The 13,906-nt window shown below is 68.9% G+C and carries 11 protein-coding genes and 1 pseudogene; 4 read left to right on the forward strand and 8 right to left on the reverse strand.

The window, feature by feature from the left end:
• Positions 1-121: 121 nt before the first annotated feature.
• Complete coding sequence (locus tag I0D00_RS17600) at positions 122-1,102, forward strand: GlxA family transcriptional regulator (protein ID WP_213641111.1); 981 nt, start codon at positions 122-124, stop codon at positions 1,100-1,102.
• Positions 1,103-1,122: 20 nt separating this feature from the next.
• Here the strand turns inward: I0D00_RS17600 and I0D00_RS17605 are convergent, their stop codons facing one another.
• Together I0D00_RS17605 and I0D00_RS17610 are read right to left on the reverse strand one after the other, a co-directional pair.
• Entirely contained in the window at positions 1,123-2,007 is an 885-nt protein-coding gene (locus I0D00_RS17605) for a carbon-nitrogen hydrolase family protein (protein ID WP_213641112.1), read from the reverse strand.
• The gene (locus I0D00_RS17610; RefSeq protein ID WP_213641113.1) at positions 2,004-2,594 is read right to left on the reverse strand and encodes a GNAT family N-acetyltransferase; all 591 of its coding nucleotides are present in this window, start codon (positions 2,592-2,594) and stop codon (positions 2,004-2,006) included. Before I0D00_RS17610 ends, I0D00_RS17605 begins: the two co-directional genes overlap by 4 nt.
• 112 nt (positions 2,595-2,706) lie before the next feature.
• Between I0D00_RS17610 and I0D00_RS17615 the strand changes: the two genes are divergently transcribed.
• Complete coding sequence (locus I0D00_RS17615) at positions 2,707-3,105, forward strand: nuclear transport factor 2 family protein (protein ID WP_213641114.1); 399 nt, start codon at positions 2,707-2,709, stop codon at positions 3,103-3,105.
• A gap of 49 nt (positions 3,106-3,154) precedes the next feature.
• On the opposite strand, the gene I0D00_RS17620 is transcribed toward I0D00_RS17615, so the two are convergent.
• Complete coding sequence (locus tag I0D00_RS17620; protein WP_213640673.1) at positions 3,155-4,102, reverse strand: IS481 family transposase; 948 nt, start codon at positions 4,100-4,102, stop codon at positions 3,155-3,157.
• A 115-nt stretch (positions 4,103-4,217) separates the two neighbouring features.
• Between I0D00_RS17620 and I0D00_RS17625 the strand changes: the two genes are divergently transcribed.
• A complete protein-coding gene (locus tag I0D00_RS17625) occupies positions 4,218-5,624 on the forward strand; it encodes an NAD(P)/FAD-dependent oxidoreductase (RefSeq protein WP_213641115.1) in 1,407 nt (468 codons plus the stop codon).
• 664 nt (positions 5,625-6,288) lie between these two features.
• Positions 6,289-6,990 (forward strand): response regulator transcription factor, encoded by a 702-nt coding sequence (locus tag I0D00_RS17630; RefSeq protein WP_213641116.1) that lies wholly within the window; start codon positions 6,289-6,291, stop codon positions 6,988-6,990.
• Positions 6,991-7,079: 89 nt separating this feature from the next.
• Here I0D00_RS17630 and I0D00_RS17635 read toward each other — a convergent pair whose 3' ends face one another.
• From I0D00_RS17635 to I0D00_RS17655, 5 genes and pseudogenes are all read right to left on the reverse strand, one after another.
• Positions 7,080-9,818, reverse strand: coding sequence for a DUF5801 repeats-in-toxin domain-containing protein (locus I0D00_RS17635; protein ID WP_213641117.1), 2,739 nt, complete (start codon positions 9,816-9,818; stop codon positions 7,080-7,082).
• 265 nt (positions 9,819-10,083) lie between these two features.
• Positions 10,084-11,243: pseudogene (locus I0D00_RS17640) on the reverse strand (phospholipase D-like domain-containing protein).
• A gap of 153 nt (positions 11,244-11,396) precedes the next feature.
• Positions 11,397-11,729, reverse strand: a complete 333-nt coding sequence (locus tag I0D00_RS17645) for an amidase (RefSeq protein ID WP_213641118.1) — start codon at positions 11,727-11,729, stop codon at positions 11,397-11,399.
• Positions 11,726-12,844 (reverse strand): serine hydrolase domain-containing protein, encoded by a 1,119-nt coding sequence (locus I0D00_RS17650; protein ID WP_213641119.1) that lies wholly within the window; start codon positions 12,842-12,844, stop codon positions 11,726-11,728. The genes I0D00_RS17645 and I0D00_RS17650 overlap by 4 nt, the downstream gene beginning before the upstream one ends.
• A gap of 101 nt (positions 12,845-12,945) precedes the next feature.
• A complete protein-coding gene (locus I0D00_RS17655) occupies positions 12,946-13,824 on the reverse strand; it encodes an acyl-CoA dehydrogenase middle domain-containing protein (protein WP_213641120.1) in 879 nt (292 codons plus the stop codon).
• Positions 13,825-13,906 lie beyond the last annotated feature (82 nt).

Consider the following 13,906-nt stretch of genomic DNA (forward strand, 5'->3'; position numbering starts at 1 on the left):
GGTTGCTGGCTCCTGGGGCTGAGAACGCACCGCGGCGCTCGTGAGCAGCATTGTTCTTGCGAGCGGCAATGGCATCAATGACAATAAATTGCCGATTTACGCCAAACCCGGAGCGCCAGCCGTGCCCCCTGCCACCGCCAAGCCCCTGCCCCCGCGCCGCCGGGTTGCCCTGGTCGCCTTCCCCGGCGTGCAACTGCTGGACATCGCCGGGCCGGCCGACGTGTTCGAGATGGCCAACGGCTTCAACCCGGAACCGGTGTACGAGCTGCTCAGCGTCTCGGCCCTGGGCGGCAACACCGCCACGACCAGCGGCATCGACATCGCCACGGTGGCGGCGGCCGAGGTGGCGGCCACGAGCCTGGACACCCTGATCCTCGCCGGCGGCAGCCCCCGGGGCCTGAGCGAGGCGATCCAGGACCCCGGCCTGAGCGCCTGGGCACGCCACGCCGCCGCGGCGGCGCGGCGCTTCGGCTCGGTCTGCTCGGGGGCCTTCGCCCTCGCCGAATGGGGCCTGCTCGACGGCCACCGGGCCACCACCCACTGGTCGGCGGCCGCACGCCTGCAACGCCGCTACCCACGCATCGAGGTGCAGGCCGACGCGATCTATGTCCGCAATGGCCAGGTCTGGACCGCCGGAGGCGTGACCTCGGGCATCGACATGTGCCTGGCAATGGTCGAGGACGACCTGGGCCGGGCGGTGGCCGCGCGGGTCGCCAAGCAGCTCATACTGCCGGTACGCCGGCTGGGCAACCAGTCGCAGTTCTCCTCGTTGCTGGAGAGCCAGGCCGGGCGCTACGCGCAGCTGATCGACTGGCTGCGCGCGCACCTGCGCGAACCGCTCGGGGTCGAGCGCCTGGCCGCGCAGGCGGGGGAAGCGCCGCGCAGTTTCTACCGCCACTTCCAGGCCGAGACCGGGCAGAGCCCGGCGGCCTTCATCGAGGCCTTGCGCCTGCAGGTCGCCCGCGAACAGCTGGAGGCCGGCGCCTCGGTCAAGGCCGCGGCACGGGCCGCCGGCTTCAGCTCCGACGAGCAGCTGTCGCGGGTGTTCGCCCGCCGCTGCCACATGACGCCGCTGCAGTACCGCCTGACGCAGCGCGGCTAGCGACGCCTCGCGGCGGCCCCTCAGCGCAGCTCGAGGCGCGCCGCGTCGAACTGCTCCGGCCAGTCGCGGCGGGTGAACACCTGACCCTGTTCGCGTACCCGGCGCACCCCGTCCAGGTCCAGGTCGCAGAGCAGCCACTGGCTAGCGGAGGGGCACAGCTCGGCGCTTTCGGCGAGCACGCCGCTGGCCGGCAGGCCGTAGTCCGACGGCACGTAGAGCGCGGCGCGGCCGATGTTCTCGTCCAGCGCCGGCGACCAGGGCGCCAGGCCGACGGTGGGCGCCTGCAGCACGGCGACCTGGTTTTCCAGGGCACGGGCCTGGGCGCCGATGCGCACCCGGTGGAAGCCGGCCTCGGTGTCGGTGCAGCTGGGGGCGAGGATCAGGTCGGCACCGGCCTCGGCCAGCCGCCGGGCGAGCATGGGGAACTCGTTGTCGTAGCAGATCAGGATGCCCAGCCTGCCCAGGGCGGTGTCGAACAGCCGTAGGCCGGCGCCGCCGTCGATCCGCCACTGCTCGCGCTCGAAGCGGGTCATGATCAGCTTGTCCTGGCTGCCGAGGTTGCCCTCGGGGCCGAACAGCCAGGCGCGGTTGCGGTAGCGGCCGTCGCCGTCCAGCACCGGCAGCGAGCCGGGCTGCAGGTACACGCCCAGGCGCCGCGCCAGGCCTTCGCACAGGTCCAGCCAGGCCGGCAGCAGCGGCTGGATGCCGGCGATGGAGGCCTGCAGGTCGCCGCGCTGCGCGGCCGCCAGCTGGCCGCTGAGCACCAGCCCGGCGTACTCCGGCAGCAGCAGCAGCTGGGCGCCCCGCCCCGCCGCGTCTTCGCACAGCGCGGTGAGGTGGGCGGCGTAGGCCTCCCAGCTCTGCAGCAGGTCGATGTGGTACTGGCAGGCGGCGAGCCTGATCACGGGCGGATCTCCTTCAACCAGAACGACAGCGGCTTGGCCGACTCCTGCTTCTCGTCCAGGTCCTGCCAGACGAACTCGGTGCGCAGCTCGGGGTGGTGGCTGTAGCCGCGCCGGGCCCAGAACGCGTCCAGCGGCTGGTAGCCGCCCGGCCGGCGGGGATGCTCGAGCGGCCGCTCGACCGCGCAGAAGGCGCACCAGTCGAAACGTCCCAGGCGCCGGGCGAAGCCCTCACGCTTGGCGAAGAAGCCCACGCCCAGGCCCTGGCCGCGGTACGCCGGGAGCAGCACCGACTCGCCGAAGTAGAAGATGCGCTCGGCATCCCAGCCCTGCTCGAGGAAGGGCCGCTGGAACTCGGCGGTCTCGTCGGCCAGCGGCAGGCCGGTGGAGGCGCCGACCACCCGTTCGTGGTCGAGCACCAGCACCACCAGGCTGTCGGCCGAGCGCGCGTAGGTATTCAGGTAGTCGGTCTCATAGTCCAGCGAGCCGTCATAGAGGTAGGGAAACTCGCGGAACACTTCGATGCGCAGCCGGGCGAGATCGGGGATATAGGGCTCGATTGCGGCCCCTTGCAGCAGGCGGATATCCATGGTCAGGTCGTTCCGTCGCAGGGAGGTGACGCAGGCGACTAAGCCGGCATGAGAGGCCGAAACTATCATGTCGACCCATTTCTACTTTCCCCATTGCGACTGGAGCATTGCCATGACCGCTACCGAACTGGTGCAGACCTACTACGCCGCCTTCAATGCCGGCGACATGCCCGCCTTCCTCGCCCTGCTCGACGACCAGGTGGTGCACGACATCAACCAGGGCGAACGCCAGGTCGGCAAGGCCGCCTTCGCCGCCTTCATGGACAAGATGAACCGCTGCTACCGCGAGCGCCTGAGCGACATCGTGGTGATGCAGAACGCCGATGGCAGCCGCGCCGCCGCCGAATTCGTGGTTCACGGCGAATACCTGGCCGACGACGAGGGCCTGCCCCCGGCCCAGGGCCAGACCTACCTGCTGCCGGCCGGCGCCTTCTTCGAGATCGCCGGCGGCAAGATCAAGCGCATCAGCAACTACTACAACCTCAACGACTGGATCGCCCAGGTCGCTTGAGCCGCCCAGGGCCGCCCATGCGGCGGCCCCTGAGCCGAGCGCCTAAGCTCTAGCTGTGTAAACCCAGTACGTTATTCAGTGAAAGCGGAACGCGACTGATTGGTGGCTGGTAGCCGAGGCTGGCGTGTGGCCGGTGCCAATTGTAGTGATGTAGCCAGGGCGTCAGGTGCTGTGCTCGCTGTGCCGAACTTTCATAGCTATGGGCATAGGCCCACTCGCGCAGACTGGTCTGGATGAAGCGCTCGGCCTTGCCGTTGGTGCGTGGCGTGTAAGGTTTGGTGCGCAGATGGCGCAGCCCCAATCGTCTGAGCAAACGCCGAAACGTGCGAGAGCGATAGCAGCTGCCGTTGTCGGTCATGATGCGGGTGAAACGAATGCCCAGGCTGCGGTAGTAGCGCAGCGCCTGGAGCAAGGCTTGGCAAGCACTGCGACCACGCTCGTCAGGATGCAGGCTGCTGAAGGCGATGCGGCTGGCATCGTCGATGGCCACGTGGACGAATTCCCAGCCCGCGCCGTCGGAGTTCTGCTGGCGGTCGCCGGTGACCCGATGGCCAGGTCGCCAGAAACGGCCCAGCTTTTTGATATCCAGATGCAGCAGATCTCCGGGTGTCGGGTACTCGTAGCGCACCACCGGTGGCGCCGGCTCCAGCTCAGCCAGTCGATGAAAGCCGGCCCGCCGCAGGCGGCGCGCAACAGTGCTGACGGCCAAGCCTAGCTCTCTGGCGATCTGCCGATAGGTCTTGCGGCATCGCCGATGTTCGATCAGACGCTCGACCACGGTATCGGGTGTCGCATGCGGGCAGTGTTGCGGACGTGATGAACGATCCATCAACCCGGCCTCGCCTTCCTCGCGAAAGCGCCGCAACCATTTGTAGGCGGTTCGCACGCTCACACCGGCCGCCTGGGCGGCTTCTTCGACCCGCAAGCCGTGCTGGATGCGCCGAACCAAAAGGGCTCGACCGCGAGGGGTAAGACGGGCATGTTTATGCAGGTTCATCCGGGGCTCCTGGAAGGCTAGGTTGGTCGCACTTCCAGAATTCCGGGAATGCCCCGGATGAACAACCTACTGAGAGATCACATCTAGCCGTGTTCCGTTTGCCGGAGCCTGGACCTTGAGCGACTGGCGCAGCATCAGCCTGTGGATGGACCAGCTCGACGAGCCGCTGCAGCCGCGGCCGAGTCTGGCCGCCGAGGTGCAGGCCGACGTGGCGATCATCGGCGCCGGCTACGGCGGGCTGTGGACCGCCTACTACCTCAAGCGCCGGGCGCCGCAGCTGCGCATCGTCGTCCTCGAGGCGCAGATCGCAGGCTATGGTGCCTCCGGGCGCAACGGCGGCTGGCTGCTCGGCGACCTGCTCAATGCCGAGCGTCTGCTCGCCGGCCTGCCGGCCGAGCTGCGCCAGGCCAGTCGGCGGCTGCTGCAGGCCATCCCCGACGAGGTGGCGGCGGTGCTGCAGCGCGAGGCCATCGCCTGCGACTACCGCAAGGGCGGGGTGCTCTACTGCGCGGCGCGCTACCCGGAGCAGCGTGCGCGCCTGCAGCAGCAGCTGCAGGCACTGCGCCGCGCCGGCCTCGGCGAAGATGACTACCGCTGGCTGGACGCCGAGCAGCTGGCCGCGCAACTGCGCATCGCCGGCGGCCTGGGCGCGCGCTACTCTCCGCACTGCGCCACCCTGCAGCCGGCGCGCCTGGCCCGCGGCCTGGCGCGCTGCGTGGAGGGCCTCGGCGTGCAGCTGTTCGAACGCAGCGCGGTGCTCGCCTGGCAGCCGGGCCGGCTGCGCACCGCCCGGGGCAGCGTGCGCGCCGACTGGATAGTGCCGGCGGTGGAGGGCTACGCCGCCGACCTGCCGCCCCTGGGGCGCTACCAGTTGCCGGTACAGAGCCTGCTGGTGGCCACCGAGCCGCTATCGGCCGAGACCTGGGCACAGATCGGCCTGGACCGCGGCCAGGCCTTCTGCGAGAACAGCCGCCAGGTCACCTACGGCCAGCGCACGGCCGACGACCGCCTGGTGTTCGGCGCCCGCGGCGGCTACCGCTTCGGCGGCCGCCTGCGCACGGACTTCAACCTCGGCGCAGAGGAGCGCGGCCTGCGTCGCCAGCTGCTCGGCGAGCTGTTCCCGCGGCTCGAGGACGTGCGCCTGAGCCACGCCTGGGGCGGCAACCTGGGCATGGCCCGGCGCTTCCACCCGCACATGCTCTGCGACCGGCGCAGCGGCATCGCCCTGGCCGGCGGCTACGGCGGCGAGGGCGTGGGCGCCAGCAACCTCGCCGGGCGCACCCTGGCCGAGCTGATCCTCGGCGGCGACGGCCCGCTCACCCGCCAGCCCTGGGTACGAGGCGACGCGCCCCTGGCCAGCCTGCCGCGCTGGGAGCCGGAGCCCTGCCGCTGGCTGGGCTACAACGCCATCATCCAGAGCTTCGCCCACGAGGACCGGGTGCTGGCCGACCGGCACAGCCCACCCTGGCGCCGACGCCTGGCCGCTCGCCTGGCGGACGTCATGGCGGGCCTGATGCGCTAGGGGCTGTGCGCAAAGTCGTCGAGCGCCTGGCGTTCGGTGCCGGGGCGGGCACAGGCTGGCCTCCTCAGGAGCGGACCGCGGCGCAGGTTTGCAGCTGCTCAAGCACTCTGTTTATGAACAAAAGGTCCTAGCGAAACGCCAAAAATTTACTAAGTTCTGCTTTATCCCTTCCAACATATTGTTTCCATTAAGGGTCGTAAATTTGACGCTGCGAGATACATATGTTGAACGCCACCGTCGGTACTCGTCGATCTCTGAGGGGCGGTCCTTGCGCCCCCGGCCGCCGACATTTGCCCCACTTGCGTCATCTTGGCTGGGCGGTCGAACGATGCACGCGGCGTGCCGCAGTCTCACGCATTGACGAGGGCGACCTGTTACCCCAGCCCCCCACGCAGCTCGACCGAGCGCAGCACCTCGAGGAACCGATGCGCCGCGGCGGCACCGAAGGGATCGCCCTGCTCCGCCCCGAGCCGCTGGCGCGCCAAGGAACCCGCGAGCGGATCGGCACATGGTGCCTCGATTTCCACAGCGTGCCGTGCGCTGGCGAAGCGGCGCCGCTCATGCTCGGCCGCCCGGTAGGGATGGCGCGCCGGCGGAGCCGCGGTTACCAAAACGGCTGTCCAGCCACACGCACGGCTCATTGCTCAGGGAGGCGCGGAAGAGAATGCCGGCCCACACAGATCCGATACGCGTGATGCTGATCGATTGCCGGCCCCTCGTTCTCATGGGCCTGCACGACCTGATCGAGGCCAGCAGGCCGCGCATGGAGGTGAGCGGCCGGGCCAGCACCTATGCCCATGCGCTGGATCTGGCCGAGCAGTTGCGTCCCCATGTCATCTTTTTCAGTTTCTTTCCGGACGAGCTGGACCCGCTGGAGGTCATCGCGGGGCTCACCCGCAGCGCCGAAATGAAAGTGCTGGTGTTCAAGGGCCTGCACGAAGCCGTCCCCGTGGCCCGGGCGATCGAGGCGGGCGCCCGCGGCGTGGTGTTGGCGGAGGACCCGACGGAAGCGATCACCCGGGCCATCGTCAAGGTCCACCATCACGACAGCCGGCCGGATAGCGTCTGGGCCGGCGGGCTTTCCGGCCATGTCGCGCCCCGGCGCAGCCCCCCCAATGGCTACCTGGAACGGGCGAAACAGGCGCGACTGACGCTGCGCGAGCGGGAACTGATTCGCGCCATCGTAGACGACCCATCCGCCAAGTACATGTGCATCGCCGCGCGCCTGGGCATCAGCGAGCACACCGTGCACAACCACCTCAGCAACATCTACCACAAGCTCGATCTCATCAACCGCATCGACTTGCTGATGTATGCGCTGAAACACGGCCTCACCAACGACGACGAACCTCTCGAGTCCGGCTGAGAGGAACTGGATTTAATGTCGAGTCACGGCCAGCTTTGCTACGAGGGTGGTTTCCACGCCACCCTCGCCTCCTTCACACCCGCGCTGCCTCAGGCACCAAACACTATGTCGCTATTCAACAGGTCGACCCCGACCACTGTGATGGTGGTTGTTTGCCCGCCGCCGGACTCGGCAACCATCACTATGCTGTCTGAGCCAGTGTTGTCGATCGACTGGACGACAGCGTTCTGGTCGCCGATGAGCACCAGCCTGTCCCGCAGGCCTGGACTCGCATTCGCATCGAAGCCGATGACCTGGTACAGGTTCTCCTCGAGCGACAGATCGACGTTGAAGGCATCGCGCTCACCGAGCGTGCCCAGCAGCCTGAAGTCGAAGAGCGGGTCGGCCGGGTCGTTGGCGAACAGGTCGGCGACAAAGCTACTGGTCGCCATGTCCCCATCCCCGTCCGTCAGCTTCGCGCTGAACGCCAGCCGGATATCGCTGGCCAGGCTCTCGGTCTCCTGGATGAACTGGATCACCGGGATCTTGATCGTGCCCTTGCCCATGGTGAGCTGCACCGCATCGATCAGCTTGGTGCCCTCCGCCTGTATGACGAAGGACTTCTGTCCGCCCGCCTCCGAAGTCAGGTCGGCGGCCCCCACCAGGACATGGTCCGAAACTGTCTCGTCCGCGTAGAAGATCCGGTAGTAGAGTTCTTCCGTCGCCGGGTCGTAGCCCTGCACCGAGTTGTCGATAAAGACCTTCATGCTCGTCAACAAGGACTCGGGATTGATAACGAAACTCTCGTCGCCGGCATTGATGCCCGCCGTGGAGTTGCCGTCCAGGTTGTTGTTGGCGATGCCGATGCCGGAGGTGCTGACGTTCATTTTTGCGCTGCCGATGAAGGCAAACCCGCCGCCTTCTACCTGCGCTTCGGTGAGGTCGCCCGCTCCCGGCCCGATGGCGAGGAGAATGTTGGCGGCGCTGGTGGTCGGGTTGACGCCGAAGAAGACGATCTCCTCGGAGGGCGACGGGATGGCCGGCGGGTTCTGCGGCGGGATCAACAGGGTGCGCACCGGGTCGGGGCCACCGGCAGCCAGCGCGCCGTCGGCGCTGCTGAGGACGATGGTCGAACCGAAACCCTGCACCAGGTCCAGGGCATAGCGGCCATCGGCGAAGGCGGTCAGCGTGAAGTTGATGCTGGTATCCGCCGTTGCGGCGTTGTTGTCGAAATCGCCGGTCAGGGTCCCGGCGAACTGGTAGGCGCCATTGCCATCCGGCGAGGGCGCCTGCTCGGTGAGCGTGCCGCTCCCCAACGTGGTCGTGCTGTCTGGCCTGACCAGGGTGACACTCTCCAGCGAGATATCCAGCCCGGCCGCCCCCAGGCCGTCGGCGCCGGCCGCCATGTCCCAGTAGCCGTATTGCGCCAGGGTGCTACCGGTGCCGATCAGGTTGCCGAAGGCGAGCGCCGGGCCGTCGTCCTCGAAGATCATCATGGAGCCGATTTCGGCTTTCGCCATAGAGACCTGGAGCAGCTTGAAGCCACCTATATCGAAGTCGGCGTGGTTATTGCCCTTGGCGTCGACGGCCGCGCCGTTCTCGATCAGCACGCGGTTGTGATCCGAGTTGGTGGTGTATTCGATCTGGTAGCCGGCCTTGACGCCGCTGATGGTTGCGACCCCGCCAACGATGTTGATGGCCAGGCCCGTCACCTCCTGCCCGGTGCTCTTGTTGATGACGCGCACGCTGGTGATTGCCACCGACGCATCGTTCGTATAGCCGTCGATGAAATTTATGCCGGGTTCGGCCGCGGTGCTGAAGGCGCTGATTGTGACCACGGCGCTCTTACCGCTCTGCAACTGCACCACGTCGAAGCTGGCCGACCTGGCATTGAACATGGCGGTGAAGTCGATGTTGGCTTCGACATCGGCCTCGTTCTGATCCAGGTTGGGAATGGTCACGTCCTGCCGGGCACCGGTGACGAAGGTAAAGCGGATGCCTTCCTGCTCCGTGATCATCTGGTTGTTGGTGCCGAAGGTGGTCGGGCCACCCGCCTGGCTGCTATTGATCGTGTCACCCGTGGTGATGTTGACGCCGGTCGACTGGTTGGCCGGGTTCTTGCCGGTGGCGATGATGGTGGGATCGGTGATCCGCAAGACACCGGCGACGTCGACAACAGTCGGGGTCGCCGTGGTGAACATCAAGAACAGGTTCTGCCCGGAGGGCGCATTGGCCAGACTGAAGACCAGGTCCTGACTGGCTCCGACGAACACGATACCCGTCAGATCGACAGCGTCGTCGGGGTTGCCGGTGTCCGGATGCTGAAGCGGCTGGTACTCCACCATCCAGATCTTGCCGCCGCTGACCGGCGATCCGCTTTCCTCGATATAGGCCGCGAACACTATGGCGCCGGTTGGATTTGCCACGTCGTCGTCCGGCGCGTCGGTTGCCCCCTCACTGCCCACGCGACCGAGAAGGATGTTGTTGTTGGTATCCGTATAGAGAAATATCTTGGTGCCATCGAGGGTAAGCAGTCCGCTGTCCACGCCAGCGAGCGGCGCGCCATCGCTGCCGACGAAGCCGAGATCGGTAATGCTGGCTCCGGGCTCTGGGGTGACGGTGAACGCATTGCTGCCGCTGTTAGCACCGTCATAGCCGCTCAAGGCCGCACCGATTGCGCTGCCTGCCCCAAGCGCGGCCAAGCGCATTGAGAAGACCGAGGGCAAGGACGCCAGCAGAATGTCGTTATCGTCAGCGTCTCCCGCCGGGCCGGGCGTGGCGGTGGCGTTCTGCAAACCGCTTGACTCATCGATCGTGGTGCTGCTGCCACCCAATGTAGAAATAGCCATGATGTGCTCCCCATGAGTTCCGGTCATCGAGGCCTGACCGTTGGCCTTGCTGTGCTACAGGCCCCCACTATGAGTAAGCGCCGGGGGATTGCGCATCGACCGATACTCCCAGGCGGAGTGGGAGATTCGGACTACCTGGGGGTGCACACGGGAGGGGGAAGCACGAGGCAGGCGCCGGCGCTCGAGGCCGCCCGCGCCTTAACGGGCCCTTGCACAAGGACAGCGAGACAGCCGGAACCAGGCCAAAACGGCCGGCGGCTAGCGGCTAGCGGCGGCGATCGAGCAGGTTCACCGCCAGACGGTCCAGCCAGCCCCACAGGCGCTGCTGCAGCCGCTGCCACCAGGGCTGGGCGCGCCAGGCCTCCAGGCTGATCTCCAGGCTGTCGGCGAAGTCGTCGCGAAAGCACGCCAGCACCGCCTCGGTCAGCTCGGGGTCGCGGGCCTCCAGGTTGGCGTCGAGGTTGAAGCGCAGGTTCCAGTGGTCGAAGTTGCAGGAACCGACGCTGACCCAGTCGTCCACCAGCACCATCTTCAGGTGCAGGAAACGCGGCTGGTACTCGAAGACCCGCACCCCGGCCTTGAGCAGTTTCGGGTAGTAGCGTTCGCCGGCGAAGCGCACCGGCGGATGGTCGCTGTGCCGGCCGCTTGTCAGTAGGCACACCTCGACGCCGCGGGCGGCGGCCTTGCGCAAGGCGCGGCGGACCTTCCAGGTGGGCAGGAAATACGGCGTGGCCAGCCAGATGCGCCGTTCGGCCCCGCGCAGGGCACGCACCAGGCTCCGCAGGATGTCGCGGTGCTGGCGCGCATCGGCGTAGGCCACCCGTCCCCAGCCCGGCCCCTCGGGGCGGCGGCGCGGGCAGGCGGCGGACGCCCGGCAGGGGGCTCGCGCCGTCGGGCCGGACGCGCGCCGCAGGCCTGCCACTGGTGGGCGAACAGCCGCTGCCAGTCCTGCACCAGGGGGCCGGCGATTTCCACCATCACCTCGTGCCAGAGACTCGGCTGCGTGCCGGGGCGCCAGAACGCGTCGGTCGAGCCGGTGCCGCCGACGAAGGCCAGGCGCCGATCGACCCGAAGCAGGTTGCGGTGGTCGCGGTAGAAGTTGCGGATGCCGCGCCGCCATCGCAGCGGGTTGTACCAGCACAGCTGCACCCCGGCCAGGCTCAGCCGCAGCCGGTCGGCCTGGCGCAACGCCTGGCCGCCGTAGTCGTCGAACAGGCAGCGCACCTCGACGCCGCGCTGCGCCGCGGCGCACAGCGCCAGCACCAGGGCGTCGCTGCAGGCGCCGCTCTCGATCAGGTACAGCTCCAGCTCGACCTGCTGGCGGGCGCCCTCGATCGCCGCGAGCATACGCGGGAAGAACACCGGGCCGTCGCGCAGCAGGGCGAAGCTGTTGTCGCTGCGCCAGGAAAAGATGGTCCCGGGCATCAACAGGCGCTCAAAGGCAATGGCGTGGAACGCCATGGGGCGTGCGGCTGGCGCATAGTTCCTCGGCTGGAAGGCGACGCTGGCGCCACCATAGCCGGCCGCGCGGCCCCGGGCAAACCGCGGCGCAGGCCGGGCCGTGACCGGCCCCGGGCGCTAGGGCAGCGCCACCGCCTCGGGCAGCAGCCGACAGCCCTGCCTCGGTCCCAGCCACTGCGCGCTCTGGCTGCTGCCCAGGCCGCGCGCGGTCACCCGCCGCGCCGCCGGCTCGTCGACCAGGGCGCTGAGCGGCAGGTACTGCTCGATATAGGCGGCGCAGTAGTCGGCCGGGTTGCCGACCACGTAGCGACAGGAGCAGTACTCCTTGGCCGAATAGGCGCCGATGATGGCCGGGAAGGCGAGTAGATGGACTCGGTTGTGCCAGGCCAGCGCGGCCAGCAGCAGCGCCACGAGCAACGGCAGGCGGCGCAGCGGGCGCCGGCGGCTCATGGCTGCGCCCCCTCTACGAAGGCGGCACGCACCCGCTTGAGCAACTGGTTGTGGCGGTAGCTGCCGTCGCGATCGTCGGCGTAGCGCACCACCACCAGGCGCTCGCCGGGCAGCACATAGAGCGCCTGGCCCCAGTGGCCCAGAGCGGCGAAGGTGTCGGCCGGGGCATCCGGCCAGGGCCTGGGCGCACCGGGCAGCTCGGCGTTCAGCCACCAGTGCCCGCCCGGCACCGCCTCGCCGTCCGGCTCGGGCGGCGCCTGATAGTTGGCGAAGGGCGTGCGGTTGAACTCGACCCAGGCCGCCGGCAGCAGCTGCCGCTCGCCCCAGCGGCCGCCGCGCTGCAACAGCAGACCGACCCGGGCCAGGTCACGGGCGCTCATGTAGAGGTAGGAGGAGCCGACGAAGGTACCGGCGGCATCCGTCTCCCACACCGCCGAGTCGATGCCCAGCGGCTCGAACAGCGCGGTCCAGGGGTAGTCGGCATAGGCGGCGGCGCCGACCATGCCCTTGAGCGCGGCGGCCAGCACGTTGCTGTCGCCGCTGGAATAGTGGAAGCGCACCCCCGGCGCGGCGGCGACGCCATGGGCCGCGGCGAAGGCCGCCATGTCGGCGCGGCCGCGGGTATAGAGCATGGCCACCACCGAAGACTTCAACGGGGCAAACTCGTAGTCCTCCTGCCAGTCCAGGCCCGAGGCCCAGTTGAGCAGGTGGCCGACCTTGACCCGTGGATGCGCGGCGAAGGGCGGGTAGTACTGCGCCACCGGCGCCTCCAGGCGCACATGCCCCTGGCCATAGGCGACCCCGAGCACGGTGGCCAGCAGGCTCTTGCTCACCGACCAGGTCAGGTGCGCCGTGTCGGCCCGGGTCGGCGCCGCGTAGCGCTCGTAGACCAGCCGGCCGTCACGGATCACCAGCAGCGCGTCGGTGCGCACGCCCCGCCGCTCGCGATCGTCCCGCGGCGCAAAGGCATAGGCCGTCAATGCATCGATGGCCGGGCCGGGCGCCACCTCGGCGACCGGCCATTCGCTACCGGGCCAGGCTTCGCCCTGGGCCAAACTGGGAAGAGCGACCAGCGCCAGCAGCAGGGCCAGGCGGCGCAGCGGGTCAAACGGCATGGGGCCGCCTCGAAAATGAGCCAGGCGCCACCCTAGCACGGCGCCGATGACAGCCTGACGACGCCTGCCCCGGACCTTGTCCAGCCGGCGCCGGGGCGAACTCAGCCCAGGGCCGCCAGGGCCTTGCCCAGGCGCTGGCGGCGGGCGGCCTCGGCGATCTCCAGCAGGCCCTTGTCGCGCTGCCACATCGCCGCCCAGTGCGCCGGCCCGGCGGCACAGGCCTTGTCCAGGTCGGCGGCCATGGCGGCGAACTGGGCGAACAAGCCGCCCAGCAGCAGGTGGCTGGTGGCGCTGTTCGGGCTGTGCCGCGCCACCTCGGCGCAGCCGGCCAGCAGGCCGAGCAGGCGCAGCTGCAAGGCCTGCGGCCAGTTCGATTCGCGCCCCACGCCCTGCAGCCAGGCGCACACCGCGGTCAGCACGTGGAGGTCCTCGATACTGCGGAACGGCTTGACGTAGTCGTCCCAGCCATCGCCGGCCAGGCGCTCGCAGTGCGCCGCCTCCAGGTGCAGGCGGGCATGGCCGATGTCCGGCATCAGCGGCAGCGCCCGCAGGGTCTCGATGCGCACCCCCGGCGCGCCGTTGCGCACCACCCCCAGGCCCAGGCGCGGCGTCTCGCCCTTGGCCTCCTCGCGGGCGGCCACCAGCAGCCAGTCGGCGGCATCGGCGGCGGTGACGAAGTCCTTGCGCCCGCTCAGCGCCAGGCCGCTGAGGCGGGTGCTCAGGTCCGCCGGGCGCACGCTGTTGTTCTCGGTCACGCACAGCGCGCCCAGGGACCAGGGCGCCGAGGGCCAGAGCACGCGCAGGGCGCCCTGGTAGCCGGCGAGAAAGGCCAGCCCCGGCGTGGCGGCCAGGCGCCCGCCGAGCAGCGCCAGCTCGAACGGCGCCGGCGTGGCCAGGCGCTCCAGCAGGGCCGCGTACCACTCGTCCAGGCTGACGGCGGGCAGGCGGTCTTGAGCTTGCAGCAGGCGTTGCCAGAGCATGGGGAAGTCCTCTCTCATCCAGGGGGCGCTGTCACACAAGCATCACCGAAGAGTCACGGGGGTGACACCGGTGCTGCCTAGC

It is taken from the genome of Pseudomonas lalucatii (assembly GCF_018398425.1).
GTDB classification, from domain to species: domain Bacteria; phylum Pseudomonadota; class Gammaproteobacteria; order Pseudomonadales; family Pseudomonadaceae; genus Aquipseudomonas; species Aquipseudomonas lalucatii.